Genomic DNA, 18,822 nt, shown 5'->3' on the forward strand with positions numbered 1-18,822 from the left:
CCGGCCGGGTGCGCGCCCGGCCCGCACGGTGGTCAGGACAGGGTGAGCGTCAGCACGCCCGCGTACGAGCCCGGCGCCGTGAAGGCCGGGACGTCGAGGGAGAGCCCCGCGTCGATCGTGAACTCGCCGCCCGTGAGGGCGCCGTTCGGGGTGGAGGCGAGGGTCGCGCCGCCACTGCCGACCGGACCGGACGAGCCGGCCGCGCAGGCGCTGGGGCTGCCGGCCTTGGCGGTGCAGGCCGGGGTCCAGCTGAGGTTGCCGGCGCCGATGGAGCCGCCGGTGCCGGTGAAGTCGGTGACCTTGCCGGTGAGGGACCAGCCGGCGGGGCCGCCGCGGAAGTCCTTCACCGTCACCGTCTTGAGGTCGCCGGTCGCCGCGCCGCCCTGACCGAAGTCGACGGACGACAGCTCGACGGCGTCCCCGGCCTGGGTCATGGACAGCTCACCGGCGGTGACGGCCGCGGTGATGGTCTGGCTGTTCGGCGGCGCCGGTACGACGACCTTGTACGCGGCGGGTCCGGCGCCCTTCTCGGGGTCCCAGGCCGCGCCCTCGTAGGCCACGATCCCGGTGGTCGCCACGTCGTTGACCTTCAGGCGGGCGGCGAAGGAGCCCTCGCTGTCGGTCGTGACGGTCATCTTGTCGGCGGTCTCCGCCGCCCCGGCCCGGCCGACGACGGTGACCTCGGTGAGCGGGGTGAACTTGGAGCCGTTGACGGTCACCCGGACGCCCGGGTCGCCGGACGCGGTGTCGAGGGCCAGCGCGCGGGTGTTGGGGCTGGTCACGGGGCTCGCGACGACCGTCTCGGAGACCGGGGCGGGCGGGGTGAGCACCGTACAGGGGGTGTCCAGCTCCATGAGGTAGCTGGTGTGGATGTTGTAGTCGCCGGGCGAGAGGGTGATCGACCCGGCCTGGGTGACGGTGAAGGTGCCGGTCATCGAGAAGGCCGGGAAGGAGCCCTTGCCCGGGACCGGCGGGTTCTTCTTGGGGCCGTTGACGGTGACCGCACCGCTCTGGGCGCCGCCGAGGACGACCTTGCCGCTGGGCGTCATGATGTCGGCCGGCAGCGCGAGGTCGACCGGGTTGGACGCGGCGGGCTTGGTGATCGTGTACGTCACCGTGACCGTCTCGCCGACCTTGGGGCTGGCCTTGTCGACGGTGATCTCGGCGGTGGTGTTGCCCGTGATGGGCGGGATGCCGGCGATCGGCGGCGGGACGCAGCGGGTCTGGAATTCCACCGGCTGGGAGGTGGTCGTCGCGCCGGCCGGGGCCGCGAGCGCGCCTCCTGCGACCGCGAGGGCGGTGGCGCCGAGAACGGCGGTCCAGCGCCGTCTTCGGGCCGCCGCCCGGGATCGGGTGAGTGCCATGTGTGTGCCCCCTCCTGAGGGATGAGTGGGCGCCATTGACGGCTGCGGGCGGAGAGAAGTCAATGCAAGCGAAAGACATCGACTGATGACCCATCAGATAATGGCAAGATCCTCGAACCGGAGACGTTTCCCCTGGTCAGCCACCCTCTCCGGGATGCCGGAACACGACGGAGACCGGTGCCGCCCAGGGCGACACCGGTCCGGTCGACACGGGGCTCAGCTGAAGACGAACGGGCCCGGCGACTGCGAGGTCAGCGCGTCACAGTTCACCGTGACCCCGAAGATCACCATCTTGAGGGCGACACCCGCGAAGTACGAGTTGAGGCTGTCGCCCGAGGCCACGGTCCCGCTGAGGGGTCCGATGGTCACGGGCCCCACGGGGAGCGCCGGGTTCTTCTTGCCGCTGAAGACCCGCGTACCGCCACCGGCCTTGGCCAGCGTCAGCGTGGCGTTGATCTGGTCGGCACCGACCGGGATCGGGGTCGTCACGGACGAGGTGAGGGTGATGGTGGCGGCGGTGCCGCTCTGCGTCGCGACGAGGGTGGCACTGCCACCGCCCCACGAACCGCAGTCGTACGTCGCCGTGGCCGAGCCCGGCGAGACGGCGGCGGCCGTCGGCGCGAAGGCGAGCGAGGCGGCGGCGAGTCCTCCGGCGACGACCGCGAAGGTCCCTAAGGTGCTTCTGCTTCTCATGGCGAGTTCGAACCCCTTCCGATGGCGAACGCAGGGGTGCGGACACTGCGTGAATGGTGGAGATCTGACGGTCCGTCGGGCGGACCGGTGTTCATTGAGACGCAGACCGCATGGGAAGGCAAGAGAAGATGCGGTGATCCTTCACAAACACACAAACGCGCCGACGCGCAAGGGCCCGGCACGTGTACGCCGGGCCCTCGATGTCCAGTTCTCGCCGCTCGCCCGATCGGCGAGCCCCCCTCAGGGGCGGCCGGCGCTTCAGCCCGCCGTGACCGCCACGCGCAGCCGTCCGTCCGGACCGGCCAGCAGGACCGGGGTGTCCGGGCCGCCGAGGTCCCGTACCGCCGCGCGGTCCTCGTCCGACGCGGACTCGGCGCTCGACACGACGGCCGCCGCCTCCAGGGACTCGGCGCCGCTCGCCACCGCCATCGCGACCGCGGTCCGCAGGGCGCTCAGCTTGAGCGACTCCAGCTCCACGGTCCCCGCCACGTACGTACGGCCGGTCTCGTCCCGCACGGCGGCCCCCTCGGGCACACCGTTGCGGGCGCGGGCGCTGCGCGCCAGCGTGATGATCTTGAGGTCCTCGGCGCCGAGGTCGCCGTGCTCGCTGCTGAGTGTCATGCCCTGAGCATAGGTCCGCTCCGGAACGCGGCCCGCGACGACCCCGCGGCTCCGGGCCGACGACCGAGACTCGCCCGGCGACGCCCCAGGGCTCGGCCCGCGACGACCCGGGATTCAGCCCGCGACCGGGTACATCGCCCCGCGGCGCCCCTCGGGCGACACCAGCCACTCCAGCTTCTCCGCCGTACCGGCCTCCGGCAGCGGCGTGTGGAGCACGATCACCAGGTCCGGGCGGGCCGGGACCCTGAGCTGGGTCGCCTCGACGTACAGCGTGCCGACCAGCGGGTGCTCCAGCTCCTTGCGGTTCTGACCGCCGGGCAGGACGTCCCGCCGCTCCCACAGCTCCGCGAACTCCGGGCTCAGCTCCCTGACCTCCTCGACGACCTGCCGGAACCCCTCGTCCTCGGGGCTCTCCGAGCACGCCGAACGGAACTGGGCGACGACCCGGGGGGCGATCTCCTCCCAGTGGCCCATGCGGGTGCGGTACAGCGGGTCGGTGAAGAAGGTGACCAGGCAGTTCTGGGCGGACTCGGGACCCATCCCGAGCACGATCGCCGCCGCGTCGTTGTAGAGGACGGTGTTCCAGTAGGCGTCCATGATGTGCGCGGGGAACGGCATCCACGCGTCGATGAGCCGCCGCAGCCCGTCGCACATGTCCCGGTCCTCCGGGGCCGTCTCCGGCGCCGGCGGGTTCAGCGCCGCCAGGACGTACAGATGGCGCCGCTCGGCCGGGCTCAGCCGCAGCACCCGCGCCACCGAGTCGAGCACCTGCGGCGAGACCGTGATGTCCCGTCCCTGCTCGAGCCACTGGTACCAGGAGACGCCGACGCCCGCGAGGACCGCGACCTCCTCCCGGCGCAGCCCCGGCGTCCGGCGGCGCGCGCCACCGTCCGGAAGGCCCGCCTCCGCGGGGCTCACCCGGGCCCGACGGCTCATCAGGAACTCGCGCAGCTCGCCGAGTCGGTGCTGCTTCGCGGTGGTGCTCTCGAGAGCGGTGGCCACGTGTGCTTCCTCCCCCTGGATGCCTGGTGGTACGACCAACAGGATAAGTTCCCGCTCCCCAGCGTTGTTCCCGGACGCCGAAGGTGGGGTCATGGCAACCCTGACCTCTCCCCCCGCGGACACCGGCACCGAGGCCGCCCCTCCGGCCGCTCCCCCGGTCCTCACCGGCCGCACCCGGCTCATCCTCTTCGTGCTGTGCGCCGCCCAGTTCATGGTCGCGCTCGACTTCTCCGTGCTCAACGTGGCACTGCCCGTCCTCGGCGCCGACCTCGGCCTCGGCCAGTCCGCCCTCCAGTGGGCGGTCACCGCCTTCGCGCTGCCCTCCGGCGGCTTCCTGCTCCTCTTCGGCCGCGTCGGCGACCTCTACGGACGCAAGAAGCTGTTCCTCGCCGGACTCGCCGTCTTCGGCCTCGCCTCGCTGCTCGCCACCTTCGCCTGGAACCCGGCCGCCTTCCTCACCGCACGCGCCCTCCAGGGCATCGGCGCCGCCGCGATCGTGCCCACCGGCATGTCCCTGCTGACCACGACCTTCCCCGAGGGGCCGCTGCGCGACAAGGCGCTCGGCATCTCCGGCACCCTGCTCTCGCTCGGCTTCACCGTCGGCATGGTCCTCGGCGGCGTCATGACGGACACCCTCGGCTGGCGCTCCACCATGGGCCTGCTCGCCCTCTTCGCCGTGATCGTGCTTCCGCTGGCCCCCGGCCTGCTCCCCGAGTCCCGCACCCCCGAGCGGCCCCGCCTGGACGTGCCCGGCGCGGTGACCGTCACCGGTGGTCTGCTCGCCCTGATCTACGCCCTGTCGACGGCGGCCGAGCGCGGCTTCGGCGGCACGGACGTGCTGGTCGGCCTGGTGGCGGGAGTCGTACTGCTCGCGGTGTTCGTGCGGGTCGAGTCCCGGCACGCGGCCCCGCTGGTGTCGCTGCCGATGCTGCGGCGCCGCACGGTCGCCTTCGGCAACCTGGGCGGTCTGATCACCTTCTCGATGATGTCGACCGTCGTCTTCGTCCTCACCCTGTACCTGCAGGAGACCCTGGACCTGTCGGCCTTCGCGACCGGCCTCGTCTTCGGGGTGCAGGGCGTGATGTCGGTCGTGGCCGGCATGCTCGCGCCGAAGGTGATCGGGCGGATCGGCGCCCGCGCCACCCTGGTCGGCTCGCTGGCCGGCCAGGGCGTGCTGACGGCCGCGCTGCTCGGTCTCGGCGAGGAGTCGGGCGTGGTCCTGGCGACCGTCGCCGTCTCGCTGGCCTCGATGTGCCACCTCGGCGCGATCATCTCGTACGGACTGACCGTCACCTCCGGTGTCCCGGACGGGGAGCAGGGCCTGGCGACCGGTCTGGTGACGACCACCCAGCAGGTGGGCCTCACGATCGGCATCCCGCTGCTCGGCGTGCTCGCCACCACGGGCGGTGACCTGTTCGGGGGCGTCCGCACGGTCCTCGTCCTGGACGCGGCGATCGTCCTCGGCACGGCGGTCCTGGTCGGCCTCGGTCTGCGGCGCCGGTCCTGAACCACACCGGCGGGAGAGCTACGGCCTGTCGAGACGGAGCCGTACGGCCTTCGGCAGACCCGCCACCACCAGGTCGTACGAGTCCTCGACGAGCTCCCGGACCATGCGGTCCGGGAGCTCTCCGACGGTCACCGTGTTCCAGTGCCGCTTGTTCATGTGATAGCCCGGGGCGATCGCCGGATGCTCCTCGCGGAGCCGTACGGCGTCGTCCGGATCGCACTTGAGGTTGACCCGCAGCGGCTCGGCCTCGAGCGACGAGAGCGCGAACAGCTTCCCGGCGACCTTGAAGACGGAGACGTCGGGCCCGAACGGGAACTCCTCCGTCGCGTCGTTGAAGTCCAGGCAGAACGCGCGCAGCTCGTCGGGGGTCATGCCGGCTTCTCCTCCGGTTCCAGGGGTTCCACGAGAACGGTGACGATCTTGTTCCGGCGGCCGGCCGGGGACTCGGCCGTCAGCCGCAGCGAGCGCCCGTCCGGCAGCTCCACGACCGCCTTGGCGCCCGCGATCGGGACCCGGCCGAGTGCCTTCGCGAGCAGTCCGCCGACGGTCTCCACGTCCTCGTCGTCGTACTCGTCGGGCCCCAGCCCGTACAGCTCGCCGAGGTCGCCGATGTCGAGGCGGGCGGTGACCCGGTGGCTGCCCTCGCCGAGGTCCTGGACCGGCGGCAGCTCCCGGTCGTACTCGTCGGTGATCTCGCCGACGATCTCCTCCAGGATGTCCTCGATGGTGACGATCCCGGCCGTGCCGCCGTACTCGTCGATGACGACGGCGACGTGATTGCGCTCCTGCTGCATCTCGCGCAGCAGGTCACCGGCGTTCTTGGTGTCGGGCACGAAGGCGGCGGGCCGCATCGCCGTCGACACCACGTCCGCCTCGGAGTCCCGGTTGATGTGCGTCTTGCGGACCAGGTCCTTCAGGTACACGATGCCGACGATGTCGTCCTCGTTCTCCCCGGTGACGGGGATGCGGGAGAAGCCGGAGCGCAGGGCGAGGGTGAGGGCCTGACGGATCGTCTTGTACCGCTCGATGCAGATGAGATCGGTACGGGGCACCATCACCTCCCGTACGAGCGTGTCGCCCAGCTCGAAGACGGAGTGCACCATGCGGCGCTCCTCGTCCTCGATCAGCGACTCCTGCTCGGCGAGGTCCACCATGGCCCGCAGCTCGGCCTCGGAGGCGAAGGGGCCCTTGCGGAAGCCCTTGCCCGGGGTCAGCGCGTTGCCGATGAGGATCAGCAGCTGCGGGATCGGCCCCATGATCCGGGCCAGCGGCAGCAGGACGTACGCGGCGGCCGTCGCCGTGTTCAGCGGGTGCTGGCGGCCGATGGTGCGCGGTGAGACGCCCACGGCCACGTACGACACGAGGACCATCACGGCGATCGCGACGAGCAGCGCCTCCCAGGTCTCCGGGAAGGCTTCGAGGCAGGCGTACGTGACGAGGACGCCGGCCGCCATCTCACAGGCGACGCGCACCAGCAGCGCCACGTTGAGATAGCGGGTGGGGTCGGAGGCGACCTGGGCGAGCTTCTCGGCTCCGCGCCGGCCGGACCGTACGGCCTCGGCGGCGCGGAAGCTGGAGACGCGTGCGAGTCCGGCCTCGGCGCAGGCGGCGAGCCAGGCCACGACGACCAGGGCCACGGCGCCGAGGATCAGGGACACGTCCATCGGGGTCAGGAGACGGTCGGCGCGGGGGACGGGCCGGTGAGGCCCTTCTCCTCGCGCCAGCCGTCGACGATCGCCGCCTGGAGGCCGAACATCTCGGCCTTCTCGTCGGGCTCCTCGTGGTCGTACCCGAGGAGGTGGAGCACGCCGTGGACGGTGAGCAGCTGGAGCTCCTCGTCCATGGAGTGCTCCGTCGGCGCGTCCTTGCCCTGCTGGGTGGCCACCTCGGGGCAGAGCACGATGTCGCCCAGGAGCCCCTGCGGGGGCTCCTGGTCGTCCTTCGCCGGCGGACGGAGCTCGTCCATCGGGAAGGACATGACGTCCGTCGGACCCGGCAGGTCCATCCACTGGATGTGGAGCTGCTCCATCGCCTCCGCGTCCACGACGATCACCGAGAGCTCGGAGAGCGGGTGGATGCGCATGCGCGCGAGCGCGTAGCGGGCGATGTCGAGGATCGCCTGCTCGTCGACCTCGGTACCGGACTCGTTGTTGACGTCGATCGACATGGTGCTTGTGTGCTTCTCTCGTTAAGTCGTCACAGCCCGTTGCGGCCGTTGCGGCTGTCGTACTGCTCGTACGCGTCGACGATACGGCCGACGAGCTTGTGCCGGACGACATCCTGCGACGTGAGCGTCGAGAAGTGGACGTCCTGGACGCCTTCCAGGATGTCGCGGACCTGTCGCAGACCGCTCTTCGTCCCGTTCGGCAGGTCGACCTGGGTGATGTCGCCGGTGATGACGATCTTCGAGTCGAAGCCGAGGCGGGTGAGGAACATCTTCATCTGCTCGGGGTTCGTGTTCTGCGCCTCGTCCAGGATGATGAACGCGTCGTTCAGCGTCCGGCCGCGCATGTACGCCAGGGGCGCGACCTCGATCGTCCCGCTCGCCATGAGCTTGGGGATGGAGTCGGGGTCGAGCATGTCGTGCAGCGCGTCGTAGAGCGGGCGCAGGTAGGGGTCGATCTTCTCGTAGAGCGTGCCGGGCAGGAAGCCGAGGCGCTCGCCGGCCTCGACGGCCGGCCGGGTCAGGATGATCCGGGTGACCTGCTTGGACTGCAGGGCCTGGACCGCCTTGGCCATGGCCAGATAGGTCTTTCCCGTACCGGCGGGACCGATGCCGAAGACGATCGTGTGCTTGTCGATCGCGTCGACGTACCGCTTCTGGTTGAGGGTCTTGGGACGGATCGTGCGACCGCGGTTGGAGAGGATGTTCTGCGTGAGCACCTCGGCGGGGGTCTCCTCGCCGCCCTCCGAACCGTTCTCGCTCGCCCTGAGCATGGCGATCGAGCGTTCCACTGCGTCCTCCGTCATCGGCTGACCGGTGCGGAGCACCAGCATCATCTCGTCGAACAGGCGCTGGATCAGCGCGACTTCCGCCGCGTCGCCGACCGCGCTGACCTGGTTGCCCCGGACATGGATGTCGGCCTGCGGGAACGACCGCTCGATCACACGGAGCAGCGCGTCACCGGAGCCGAGCAGGCTGACCATCGGATGCTTGGCGGGGACGGTGAAGTGGGCGCGGGCCTGTCCGGGCGCCCCGTCCTGGGGCGATCCGTTGTGGGCTGTGGGTGTCTGAGTCATGGGCCGGCACTGGGGCCTGCGCATACCTCCCGTTGCAGGGTTCTCGCTGCTCGACAACCTCTGGGCTACCAAGCCTACGACTTGGCACGGACAAGCCCGTAGCGGTTTACCAAGGGGCCCGCGGCGGCGGTCGGCGGCTCAGGTGTGGGCCGCGCGGAAACCGATCGTCGGCACCGCCCGGCGCAGCGGCCAGGGGCGGGCGGGGGCGGGGAGGAGCCGCTCCAGGAAGGCGTAGCGGTCGCGCAGGGCCTCGGGGTCCTGGCTCTCGTGGCCCTGGACGTGCTGCCACCAGGCGGCGATCTCGCCCCAGGTGGGGGCGGACAGGGAGCCGCCGAACTCCTGGACGGAGAGGGCGGCGGTGAGCCCGGCGAAGGCGAGGCGGTCGGCGAGCGGCCAGTCGGCGAGGGTGCCGGTGACGAACCCGGCGACGAAGACGTCCCCTGCGCCGGTCGGGTCGAGGGCGGAGACCTGGATGGCGGGGACCTCGGCGGTCTCGCCGGTGCCGCCGTCGACGGCGTAGGCGCCTTCGGAACCGAGGGTGACCACGGCGTAGCGGACCTTGTCCGCGAGGGCGCGGGCGGCGGCCCGGGGGCAGTCGGTCCGGGTGTAGCGCATCGCCTCGGCGGCGTTCGGCAGGAAGGCCTCGCAGTGCGCGAGGTCGGTGAGGCCGGCCAGGTCCCAGCGGCCGGTGTCGTCCCAGCCGACGTCGGCGAAGACCTTGGCGCCGCCGCGGGCGGCCTGGGCGACCCACTCCTCGTCCCGGCCGGGGACGAGGGAGGCGACGGCCGCGCGCGCGTGCGGCGGGTAGGCGGGCAGGGCGCCGTCGAGCGGCGGGGCCTCGTGGCCGTGGGAGACCATCGTGCGCTCGCCCTCGTAGGCCATGGAGACCGTGACCGGGGAGTGCCAGCCGGGGACGGTGCGGGAGAGCGAGAGGTCGATGCCCTCGCCCTGTTCGAGCGCGTCCCAGCAGTACTCGCCGTAGTGGTCGTCTCCGAAGGCGGCGGCGAGGGAGGTGCGGAGCCCCAGCCGGGCGAGGGCGGTGGCCATGTTGGCGACTCCGCCGGGGCTCGATCCCATGCCGCGGGCCCAGGACTCGGTGCCGCGGACGGGGGCGGAGTCGAGGCCGGTGAAGATGATGTCCAGGAAGACCGTGCCGGTCAGGAAGACGTCGCAGGCGGGGTCGGTGGGCTCGCGCAGGCACACCAACGGGTCGACCCCGGCGTCCTGTTGCGGCTGGTCTCCCCTTGCTGTGGTCACGGCGGACTCCCCGGTCGTGGTGCGTGGACCGGCACCGTGGTGCCGATCTGGACAGTGTGCCCGATGGGGCTGCAGAGACGGGGGGACACCACACGGTGCTCGCGCGATGCCCATCCCACTCGACCCCAAACCAATTGTGACCCGTATCACGGACCGAATCGGGGGAATCCACCTTCTCCGCCCACTCGGATGCTTGATACACATGGTGCCGCGACCCCGTGGCTCACCGGGCGCCGTCTCACTTCCCCGTTCAGTTCCTGGAACGCCCATGTCGTCGCGCCCGCGCGTCCCGGGGGCCCTCGTCGCCCTCGTCTCCCTCTTCACCGCCGGCTACCTGGCCCCGTACCTGCTGCCGACCGTCGTCGGCCGGCTCTCCGCCGGGCTCGGCCTCACACCTGCACAGGCGGGCCTCGTCGGGTCCGTCCTGCTCCTCGGCTCCTCCACCGCGGGCTTCACGCTCGCCGCGCGCGGGGACCGGATCGGCCCCCGCAGGGCCGCCCGCGCGGGCCTGCTCGCGATGGCGGTGGGCTACGGCTCCGCCGCCGCGACCGGCATCGTGCCCCTGGTGGTCGCGGGCGCGGTCCTCGGCGGCCTCGGCTCCGGTACGGCGACGGCGGTGGCCGCGGCCGGCATCGCCGGACAGCGGGACCCCCACCGGGCCTCGACGCTCGGACTGCTCTCGGTCTCGGCCACGGCGGGCGCGCTCTACCTCACCCTCCCGCACCTGTCCGGCGGCCACGCCCCGCCACTGCTCGCCATCGCCTGCGCGGCGGCCCTGGTGTGGCCGCTCACGCGCCGGCTGCCGGGCGCGGTCCGGGAGCCCCGCGAGACCGCCCCGACCGGCCCCCTCCCCCACCGCACGGCGGGCGCGGTCCTGGCGGGCGGCATCCTCCTCTGGTCGCTCTCCCAGAACGCCCTGTGGGGCGTGAGCGGCCGCATCGGCCTCACCCAGGCCGGCCTCTCCGAGGTCACGGTCGGCGCGGTCTTCGCGGCGGCGCTCGGCGCGGGGCTCCTGGGAGTCACGGCGGCCGGCGCACTCGGCTCCCGCCTGGGCCGGGCGGTACCGATCGGCGTGGGAACGGTCGCCATCGCGGCCTGCGTCCTGCTCAGCTCGGCCGCGGAGGACCTCGCCTCCTTCGCGACGGGCGAGATCCTGTGGAACGCCTGCTACCCGGTGGTCCTCTCCTACCTCCTGGGCCTGGCCGCCTCCCTCGACCCACGGGGCCGCTGGGCGGTCCTGGTCGGCGCGGCGTCCTCCCTGGGCGTGGCCTGCGGCCCCCTGGCGGGAAGCCTCCTGTCGGAGGGCGCGGGGTACCCGGGCATGGGCACGGTCCTGTGCGCCCTGCTCGTCCTGGTCGCGATCCCGATGACCGCGGTGGCCCGTCACGTCTCGGGCCGCCCCCTGGTCCCGGGCTCGGTGCGACGGCGGGGCGGCGCGGCGGGCGCGGTCCTGGCGGGCACGGCGTCGGCGACCCCGCCGACGGTCCCGCAGATGGGCGCACCGGAACAGGAGATCGCCCCGATCCGTGTCCCGGCGGGCCGCCGCCGCCTCGTGAAGTCGACCTTCCGCCTGGCGAGACCGAGCGACCGGGGGTGAGGGGGGCGCCTGCGGCGGGCTTCTTCCCCACCCCGCCCCTTCCCGAAACTGGGGGCAAGCCCCCAGACCCCCGTACGGCCTGCGGCCGTGCCCTCAATCGCCGGGCGGGCTTGATTTCCGCCCAGGCGGAAATCTCAGCCCCGCCGGCGTTTGAGGCGCGGGGTCTGGGGCGGAGCCCCAGTTCGGGAAGGGGCGGGGTGGGGTGAAGCCCGCCGCAGGCGCCCCCGCCTACTCCCCGCCGAACTCGTACGCCTCGACCTCGGCCAGGTACCGCGCCCGCCGACCCTCGTCGTCCTCCAGGAAAGACGCCTCGAACGAGTTCCGCGCCAACTCCCGCAGCTGCTCCGACGACAGCCCCAAGGCCTCCCGCACCCCGTCGAAGTTGTCGCCCACGTACCCGCCGAAGTACGCCGGGTCGTCGGAGTTCACGGTGACGAGCAGCCCCGCCGCCATCATCGCGGGCAGCGGGTGATCACCGAGCACGTCGATGGCCCGCAGCCGCACGTTCGACAGCGGGCAGAGCGTCAGCGGCACCCGCTCCCGCACGAGCCGTTCGACGAGTTCCGGGTCCTCCATGCACCGCAGCCCGTGGTCGATCCGCTCCACGCCGAGGACGTCGAGCGCCTCGCGGACGTACTCCGCCGGACCCTCCTCGCCCGCGTGGGCCACGCGGCGCAGCCCGAGCGCCGCGGCGGCCTCGTACACCTCGCGGAACTTGGCAGGCGGGTGGCCGACCTCCGCCGAGTCCAGGCCGACGCCGGTGATCCGGTCCAGCCAGGGCTTCGCGGCGTCGAGGGTCGCGAGCGCCGACTCCGCCGACTCGTCGCGCAGGAAGCACATGATGAGCCGGGTGGAGATCCCGTACCGCTCCTCGGAGCGTTCCAGGGAGGCGCTCAGGCCCTCGATCACCGTGCCGACGGGGACGCCGCGGGCGGTGTGCGCCTGCGGGTCGAAGAAGATCTCGGCGTGCCGGACGCCCTGGGCGGCGGCCCGCTCCAGATAGGCGTCGGTGAGCTCGGTGAAGTCCTCGACGGTGCGCAGGACCGCCATCAGGCCGTAGTACAGGTCCAGGAAGGACTGGAGGTCGCTGAAGCGGTACGCCTCGCGCAGGGCCGCGGTGTCCGCGTACGGCAGGGTGACGCCGTTGCGCGCGGCGAGCGCGAAGGCCAGCTCGGGTTCGAGGGTGCCTTCGATGTGGAGGTGCAGTTCGGCCTTGGGGAGAGCCGCGGGGAGGGGCATGGGTGGTGCTCTATCTCTTCGGTACGGGGACCCTCATGAGGTCCTGGGCAATGCTCAGTTCGCCGTCGAACCCGGCCGCCCGCGCCTGCCGCTCGAACTCGGCCGGGTCGGAGTAGCGCTGCGAGAAGTGGGTCAGGACGAGATGCCGTACGCCCGCGTCCCGGGCGACCGCCGCGGCCTGTCCGGCCGTCAGATGGCCGTGGTCGGTGGCGAGGCGGACGTCCTCGTCGAGGAACGTCGACTCGATGACGAGCATGTCGGCGCCCTCGGCGAGCGCGTGGACACCGTCGCAGAGCCGGGTGTCCATGACGAAGGCGAACCGCTGCCCGCGCCTGACCTCGCTGACGTCGTCGAGGGTCACGCCGTCGAGGACGCCCTCGCGCTGGATGCGGCCGACGTCGGGGCCCTTGATGCCGTGCGCGGCGAGCCGTTCGGGCAGGATGCGGCGCCCGTCGGGCTCGGTGAGCCGGTAGCCGTACGACTCGACCGGGTGCGAGAGCAGGCAGGCGTCCAGGGTGTACGCGTCGGTGACGGCGAGCGGCCCGTCGGCGGTCACCGGCTCCTCGGCCAGCCGCACGGTCTCGCGGTAGGCCGTGGCGTACCGCAACCGCTCGAAGAAGTGCCGCCCGCTCGCCGGGTAGTGCGCGGTGACGGGGTGCGGGACCTGGTCGAGGTTGATCCGCTGGATCACCCCGGCGAGGCCGAGCGAGTGGTCGCCGTGGAAGTGCGTCACGCAGATCCGGTCGATGTCGTGCGCGGCGACCCCGGCCCGCAGCATCTGGCGCTGGGTGCCCTCACCGGGGTCGAAGAGGATGCCCTGGCCGTCCCAGCGCAGCAGGTAGCCGTTGTGGTTGCGGTGCCGGGTCGGGACCTGGCTCGCGGTCCCGAGCACGACGAGTTCTCGTACGGACATGGCTGCCGCCGGTCTAGCCGGGGGGCCAGTTGAGGCCACGGCCGCCGAGGACGTGCGCGTGGGCGTGGAAGACGGTCTGGCCCGCCCCGGCACCCGTGTTGAAGACGATCCTGAAACCGCTGCCGTCGACCTTCTCCTGGGCGGCGACCTCTCCGGCCTCGCGCAGTATGTCGGCGGCGACGGTCGGGGCGGCGGTGGCCAGGGACGCGGCGTCCGGGTAGTGGAGGCGCGGGATCACCAGGACGTGGCTGGGCGCCTGCGGGTTGATGTCGCGGAACGCGAGCGTGGTCTCCGTCTCGCGCACGATCGTCGCGGGCACTTCCCCCGCCACGATCTTGCAGAACAGGCAGTCGCTCTGCGGCTCTCCGGCCATGGCCCGGGCCTCCTCGCCTCGTCGGTCGCTACACGCGCATGCTATCCGCCGCCGCGGCCGCCGCCGTGTCCCAGGTCAGTCCTTGGGCGCGCGCCGGTTGAGGGCCGAGCGGCTCACCCAGTACGTGATGATCACGGCCCAGAACAGCGGCGTGCCGAGCCCGCCGACCACCCCGGCGTCGAAGGACCAGAGGGCCATCGACACGACCGAGTAGAGCCCGAGCAGCCCCACGGCGGTGGCCATCGCGATCACCGGCCGGCAGGAGCGGGCCACCAGGAACATCGGGCGGCGCAGCCGGGGCGGCACCCGGCGGCTCATCCACAGCACCCAGCCGCCCCAGGCGCCGACGATCACGGCCGCTCCGATCGCGAACGGCACGATCGCGTCCGCGCCGGTGTCACCGCTCCGGGCCGGAGCGGCACCGAACGTCGAGGCGATGAAGCCGAGCAGCGCCACCCAGCGCGCCCCTGCGACGGTGTTCCAGGCCATGGCCTCCAGGTTGTAGCGGGCCTTGCGGTCCTGGAGGTCGAGCGCGGCGGAGGCGACGAAGCCCTCGGCGGCCTGGGTCCAGGCCCCGCGCCGGAACCAGCGGCGCCGCAGCCGGAGCAGCGACAGGTTGTTGTGGGCCTCGCTGCTCTGCGGGTTGAGCCGGAGGGCGGCCTCGTACGCCCGCTGCGCGGTGGCGTGGTCGCCCCGGCGCTGGGCGGTCAGCCCCACCAGGAAGTGGGCCGCGTCCTCCTCGGGCGCGAGGCTGACGGCGGCCCGCGCCGCCTCGTACGCCTCGACGGTACGCGCGGGCGTCCGCGCGTGCTCCGCGAACTGCGCGAGGGCGGTGCCGAGGGCGTAGTGGGTGCCCCAGTACTGCGGGGCGAGCCGGACGGAGTACCGGGCGGCGGTCTCCGCCTCCTGGAACCGCCGCAGTTCGAGCAGGATCTGGACGCGCATCAGCCAGGCCATGAGCAGCTCGGGTTCGGCGCGCAGCGCGCCGTCCACGGCCTCCAGGGCGGCCTGGTGCTTCTCGGCGCGGTGGTGGCAGCGGGCGAGCAGGACGAGCGCCTCGGCGTCCTCCGGTTCGCTCGCCAGGTGCTGGGCGACCAGTTCCCCGGCCTGCGCGAACCGCCCGGTGTCGTACAGGGCCTCGGCGCGCAGGAGCGTGGTCGGCGTGGTCACAGCTTGCGCTTCCGCTTGAGGTGGGCGAGGAGGTCGTCGTACAGGCCGCCCTCGTTGGCGAACATGGCGACGTTCCGGGCGGCCGCGAACCACGGCTCGGTGGACGGCTTGATCTGCTTGGCCGCGCCCAGCAGGTCCTTGGTGGTGATCAGCCGCACGGAGCCGCTGCGGGCGGAGTCGAGCAGCGCGGCCTCGGCGGCCGACTCGCACACATGGGCGAGGTCGGCGCCGGAGAAGTCCTCGGTGGCCTTGACGAGCTTGCCGAGGTCGACGGCCTCGATGGGCCGCTCGCGCAGGTGGTAGCGGAGGATCGACTCGCGCGCGGTGGCGTCCGGCGGCAGCACGAGGAGCGTGCGGTCCAGGCGGCCGGGGCGGCGCAGCGCGATGTCCACGTCCCAGGGCACGTTGGTGGCGGCGAGCACGAACACGCCCTCGTTGCCCGCGCCGCTGGCGATGCCGTCGAGCTCGGTGAGGAGCTGGTTGACGACATTGCGCAGTCCGCTGTGGTGGGTGCGGGAACGCTTGGCGCCGAGGGCGTCCAGCTCGTCGAGGAAGACGACGCAGGGGGCCTGGCGGCGGGCGGTCTCGAAGATGTCGTGGATGTTCTTCTCGGAGGCCCCGATCCACATGTCGAGGACGTCGGAGAGCGAGACGGTGAGGAAGTTCGCGCCCAGCTCGCCGGCGACGGCCCGCGCGATGAAGGTCTTGCCGCAGCCGGGAGGCCCGTAGAGGAGCAGCCCGCCGCGCAGCGACTTGCCGTACAGCCTGCGCAGTTCGGGGTTGCGCATGGGGGCGAGGAAGGCGGCCTCCAGCCGCTCCTTGACCTCGTCCATGCCGCCGACGTCCGCGAGGCGTACGGCACCGGGCGCGTCGACGTCCCAGGCGTCGGCGTCCCCGGCGGCTCCGTCGCCTCCGGCGGCCTGCGGGTCCTCCAGGAAGCGGGGCCCGACGACGTCCTGCACCTGCTGCTCGGCGGCGTCCCAGTCGAAGGCGGGGGCCTTGCCCACGGTCGGCTCGGGCCGCTCGGGCCGCTCGGGCCGCTCGGTCGGCCCTGTCGGCCCGGTCAGCCCGGTCGGCTCGGTCGGCCCCGTCTGCTCGGGGGTGCTCTCCGGGGGAGCCGAGGTCGCGGCCGGCCCGGTCGCACGTTCCGTGGGAGCGGTGGCCTGAGCCGGCGGCAGCCCCATGGCCCGCACCATCAGCGCACGCGCGTCCGTGTCCCCCGGCGCGTGCTGGAGCGCGACGGCCGCCTCCGCGACGGCCTCGTCGTTCCGTCCCTCGGAGAGGAGGAGTTCGGCGAAGTGAAGACGCAGGGGTACGTCACCGGGGGCGGCGGCCACGGCGGCGCGCAGACTGCGGATCAGGGGGGACTCGTCGGCCATGCGGCCAGCCTAAGGAGCGCGCGGGGGCGGTTGTCCACCGGGTTCGGTCCGCCGCGTTCGGTCCGTCGGGTTCGGTCCGTCGGGTTCGGTCCACCGGGTTCGGTCCGTCGCCGGCTCCGTAGACTTCGCCGGATGAGACGGGACCGCGTACCGCGCAGGCTGACGGTGGAGTCCACGGTGTGGCTGTGGACGGTCGGGCACCACCACACCCCGGACTGCCTGACGTTCCTCACCCTGCGCCGCGCCGAGGACCGTCACACCCAGCTCCGTCTGGTCTTCCGGAAGGGTCCGGGCCGCATCGTGTCCGGCTACCCCTTCGGCGCCGGTGACATCGCCTCGACCGCCGGCGCCATCCTCAACCTGAACGAACCGGGCGTCGCACGCCGCTTCCTCGACGAGGCCGAGGCCCGCGGCCTGCTCCCGACCGCCCACGGCATCCACGACCAGGACGGCTGGCCCCTCTACGACACCCTGACGAGCACGACGAACTAGCTCCAGCGGCCCGTGCGCCCCAGGACGAGCGCCGTCGCCGCCGTGCCCGCCGTCGACGTCCGCAGCACGCTCCGGCCGAGCCGGTACGGCTTCGCACCGGCCGCCTCGAATGCCGCGAGCTCCTCCGGGGAGACCCCGCCCTCGGGGCCGACGACCAGCACGATCGAGCCCTTCTCGGGGAGTTCGGCGGTGGCGAGCGCGCCGCTCGGGTGGTCGCGGTCCTCGTGCAGCACGGCCGCGAAATCGGCGCCGGCGAGCAGCGCGGCTACCTGCTTGGTCGTCATCAGGTCCGCGACCTCGGGGAACCGGGAGCGGCGCGACTGCTTCCCGGCCTCGCGCGCGGTGGACCGCCACTTGGCGAGCGCCTTGAGGCCCCGGTCGCCCTTCCACTGGGTGATGCAGCGGGAGGCGGCCCACGGCACGATCGCGTCCACCCCGGTCTCCGTCATGGTCTCGACGGCGAGTTCGCCCCGGTCGCCCTTGGGCAGCGCCTGGACGACGGTGACGCGGGGCTCCTCCTCGGGGTCCTCGTGGACCTCGTCGACCCGCACGGTGAGCTGGTCCTTGCCCTCGGCGGCCAGCACCACGCACGCGGCCCAGCGGCCCAGGCCGTCGGCGAGGACGAGCTCCTCGCCCTCCCGCAGCCGCTTCACGGAGACGGCGTGGCGGCCCTCCGGGCCGTCCAGGAGAAAGCTCCCGGGGCCGGGAACGGCGTCGACGACGAAGACGGGTGCGGTCATGAGGCGCTCCTGTGGGGCAGCTCGGAGAGAGCGGTGTCGAGTTCGGCGGCCAGCACCTCGACCAGCTGCCCGGCGGGGAGTTCGCGGGCGAGCCGGTGGCCCTGACCGGCCCACAGGGCCATGCCCTGGGCGTCGCCCGCGGTGGCGGCGGCCTTCCGGATCGGGGCGGTGAGGTGGTGGATCTCGGGGTAGGCGGCGGGGGCGTACGGCCCGTGCTCGCGCATGAAGCGGTTGACGAGGCCGCGTGCCGGTCGCCCGGTGAAGGCCCGGGTGAGGGCGGTCCGGGTGTACAGCGGGTCGGTCAGGGCCCGCTTGTGCAGCGGGTGGGCGCCCGACTCGGGGCAGCAGAGGAAGGCCGTGCCGAGCTGGGCGGCGTCCGCCCCGGCGGCCAGGGCGGCGGCGATCTGCGCGCCGCGCATGATGCCGCCGGCGGCGACGATCGGCAGGGCGACGCTCTCGCGGACCAGGCTGAGCAGGGCGAGCAGTCCGGTGCCCGGGGCGTCGTCGGCGGGGTCGTCGCGGAACGTGCCCTGGTGTCCACCCGCCTCGGCGCCCTGCACGCAGACGGCGTTCGCCCCGGCCTGCTGGGCGGCGAGGGCCTCCTCCGCGGAGGTGACGGTCACGATCGTGAACGTTCCCACACGCGCGAAGGAGGCGAGGGCCTCGGGCGCGGGACAGCCGAAGGTGAAGGAGACCACGCGGACCGGGTCCTCCAGGAGGATCGCCAGCTTGGCGTCGTACGCGTCGTCACGGCAGTCGTCGGTCTCGCCCAGCGGGGTCTCGTACCAGGTGGCCTCGCCCGCGAGCTGATGCCGGTAGACCTCGACGGAGGCGGGGTCGGCCGGCCTGCCGGACTCCGGCAGGAAGAGGTTGACGCCGAAGGGGCGTGCGGTGAGCCCACGCACCTGCTTGATCTCCTGGTAGAGACCTCCGGCCGTCTTGTACCCGCCGGCCAGGAAGCCGAGCGCCCCGGCCGCGCACACGGCTCCGACCAGCTCGGGAGAGGAGGCGCCACCCGCCATGGGGGCCTGCACGATCGGAAACCGAGAGAGATCGTTCAGTGCGGTCGTGGACATATGGGCATCGTGCCATGCCCCTGCTTCCGGGCCGAATCCGTACGTCAGGTACGGAGCGGGGCGCGTTCTGGGTACCCGCGGTACGCGAAGGGCGGCACACGCACCCAAGCGTGTGGCGCCCAACCCGTAAAACGACAAACGCCCGGGATAACCCCCCGT

The 18,822-nt window shown here is 72.8% G+C and carries 19 protein-coding genes; 3 read left to right on the forward strand and 16 right to left on the reverse strand.

The window, feature by feature from the left end:
* Positions 1–32: 32 nt before the first annotated feature.
* The 4 genes from ACFQ79_RS06950 to ACFQ79_RS06965 form a co-directional block, all read right to left on the reverse strand.
* The gene (locus ACFQ79_RS06950) at positions 33–1,364 is read right to left on the reverse strand and encodes a beta-xylosidase (RefSeq protein ID WP_383579884.1); all 1,332 of its coding nucleotides are present in this window, start codon (positions 1,362–1,364) and stop codon (positions 33–35) included.
* 216 nt (positions 1,365–1,580) lie between these two features.
* Complete coding sequence (locus ACFQ79_RS06955) at positions 1,581–2,057, reverse strand: hypothetical protein (RefSeq protein ID WP_030317461.1); 477 nt, start codon at positions 2,055–2,057, stop codon at positions 1,581–1,583.
* Between the two features lie 258 nt (positions 2,058–2,315).
* On the reverse strand, positions 2,316–2,678 hold the full coding sequence (locus ACFQ79_RS06960) for a cytidine deaminase (RefSeq protein ID WP_383579886.1): 363 nt from the start codon (positions 2,676–2,678) through the stop codon (positions 2,316–2,318).
* Positions 2,679–2,792: 114 nt separating this feature from the next.
* The gene (locus tag ACFQ79_RS06965; protein WP_383579979.1) at positions 2,793–3,614 is read right to left on the reverse strand and encodes a helix-turn-helix transcriptional regulator; all 822 of its coding nucleotides are present in this window, start codon (positions 3,612–3,614) and stop codon (positions 2,793–2,795) included.
* A gap of 157 nt (positions 3,615–3,771) precedes the next feature.
* On the opposite strand from ACFQ79_RS06965, the gene ACFQ79_RS06970 reads away from it, so the two are divergent.
* Entirely contained in the window at positions 3,772–5,187 is a 1,416-nt protein-coding gene (locus ACFQ79_RS06970; protein WP_383579888.1) for an MFS transporter, read from the forward strand.
* An 18-nt stretch (positions 5,188–5,205) separates the two neighbouring features.
* Here the strand turns inward: ACFQ79_RS06970 and ACFQ79_RS06975 are convergent, their stop codons facing one another.
* The 5 genes from ACFQ79_RS06975 to ACFQ79_RS06995 form a co-directional block, all read right to left on the reverse strand.
* Positions 5,206–5,559, reverse strand: a complete 354-nt coding sequence (locus ACFQ79_RS06975; RefSeq protein WP_383579890.1) for an MmcQ/YjbR family DNA-binding protein — start codon at positions 5,557–5,559, stop codon at positions 5,206–5,208.
* A complete protein-coding gene (locus ACFQ79_RS06980) occupies positions 5,556–6,851 on the reverse strand; it encodes a hemolysin family protein (protein ID WP_383579892.1) in 1,296 nt (431 codons plus the stop codon). Before ACFQ79_RS06980 ends, ACFQ79_RS06975 begins: the two co-directional genes overlap by 4 nt.
* 5 nt (positions 6,852–6,856) lie before the next feature.
* On the reverse strand, positions 6,857–7,354 hold the full coding sequence (ybeY, locus tag ACFQ79_RS06985) for an rRNA maturation RNase YbeY (RefSeq protein ID WP_030317475.1): 498 nt from the start codon (positions 7,352–7,354) through the stop codon (positions 6,857–6,859).
* 29 nt (positions 7,355–7,383) lie between these two features.
* Positions 7,384–8,427 (reverse strand): PhoH family protein, encoded by a 1,044-nt coding sequence (locus ACFQ79_RS06990; RefSeq protein WP_376314148.1) that lies wholly within the window; start codon positions 8,425–8,427, stop codon positions 7,384–7,386.
* A gap of 138 nt (positions 8,428–8,565) precedes the next feature.
* Positions 8,566–9,684, reverse strand: coding sequence for a carbohydrate kinase family protein (locus ACFQ79_RS06995; protein WP_383579894.1), 1,119 nt, complete (start codon positions 9,682–9,684; stop codon positions 8,566–8,568).
* A gap of 268 nt (positions 9,685–9,952) precedes the next feature.
* Here ACFQ79_RS06995 and ACFQ79_RS07000 point away from each other — a divergent pair, with 268 nt between their 5' ends.
* Complete coding sequence (locus ACFQ79_RS07000) at positions 9,953–11,281, forward strand: MFS transporter (RefSeq protein WP_383579895.1); 1,329 nt, start codon at positions 9,953–9,955, stop codon at positions 11,279–11,281.
* 228 nt (positions 11,282–11,509) lie between these two features.
* Here the strand turns inward: ACFQ79_RS07000 and ACFQ79_RS07005 are convergent, their stop codons facing one another.
* From ACFQ79_RS07005 to ACFQ79_RS07025, 5 genes are all read right to left on the reverse strand, one after another.
* Positions 11,510–12,520 (reverse strand): adenosine deaminase, encoded by a 1,011-nt coding sequence (locus tag ACFQ79_RS07005; protein WP_383579897.1) that lies wholly within the window; start codon positions 12,518–12,520, stop codon positions 11,510–11,512.
* A 10-nt stretch (positions 12,521–12,530) separates the two neighbouring features.
* Positions 12,531–13,433: a ribonuclease Z gene (locus ACFQ79_RS07010; RefSeq protein WP_383579898.1), complete on the reverse strand. Its 903-nt coding sequence runs from the start codon at positions 13,431–13,433 to the stop codon at positions 12,531–12,533.
* 13 nt (positions 13,434–13,446) lie between these two features.
* Positions 13,447–13,806, reverse strand: a complete 360-nt coding sequence (locus ACFQ79_RS07015) for a histidine triad nucleotide-binding protein (protein ID WP_266965814.1) — start codon at positions 13,804–13,806, stop codon at positions 13,447–13,449.
* 75 nt (positions 13,807–13,881) lie between these two features.
* Complete coding sequence (locus tag ACFQ79_RS07020) at positions 13,882–14,976, reverse strand: tetratricopeptide repeat protein (protein ID WP_383579900.1); 1,095 nt, start codon at positions 14,974–14,976, stop codon at positions 13,882–13,884.
* Complete coding sequence (locus ACFQ79_RS07025) at positions 14,973–16,355, reverse strand: ATP-binding protein (RefSeq protein ID WP_383579901.1); 1,383 nt, start codon at positions 16,353–16,355, stop codon at positions 14,973–14,975. Before ACFQ79_RS07025 ends, ACFQ79_RS07020 begins: the two co-directional genes overlap by 4 nt.
* 132 nt (positions 16,356–16,487) lie before the next feature.
* On the opposite strand from ACFQ79_RS07025, the gene ACFQ79_RS07030 reads away from it, so the two are divergent.
* Positions 16,488–16,847 carry a hypothetical protein gene (locus tag ACFQ79_RS07030; protein WP_383579903.1) on the forward strand — a complete coding sequence of 120 codons (360 nt, stop codon included), beginning with the start codon at positions 16,488–16,490 and terminating at the stop codon, positions 16,845–16,847.
* Here ACFQ79_RS07030 and ACFQ79_RS07035 read toward each other — a convergent pair.
* Together ACFQ79_RS07035 and ACFQ79_RS07040 are read right to left on the reverse strand one after the other, a co-directional pair.
* Complete coding sequence (locus ACFQ79_RS07035; RefSeq protein WP_383579905.1) at positions 16,844–17,587, reverse strand: 16S rRNA (uracil(1498)-N(3))-methyltransferase; 744 nt, start codon at positions 17,585–17,587, stop codon at positions 16,844–16,846. The two genes, ACFQ79_RS07030 and ACFQ79_RS07035, sit on opposite strands and share 4 nt — an antisense overlap.
* The gene (locus ACFQ79_RS07040; RefSeq protein ID WP_383579907.1) at positions 17,584–18,663 is read right to left on the reverse strand and encodes a nitronate monooxygenase; all 1,080 of its coding nucleotides are present in this window, start codon (positions 18,661–18,663) and stop codon (positions 17,584–17,586) included. The genes ACFQ79_RS07035 and ACFQ79_RS07040 overlap by 4 nt, the downstream gene beginning before the upstream one ends.
* Positions 18,664–18,822: the final 159 nt, after the last annotated feature.

This window comes from Streptomyces sp. NPDC056480 (genome assembly GCF_042795405.1).
GTDB lineage: Bacteria > Actinomycetota > Actinomycetes > Streptomycetales > Streptomycetaceae > Streptomyces.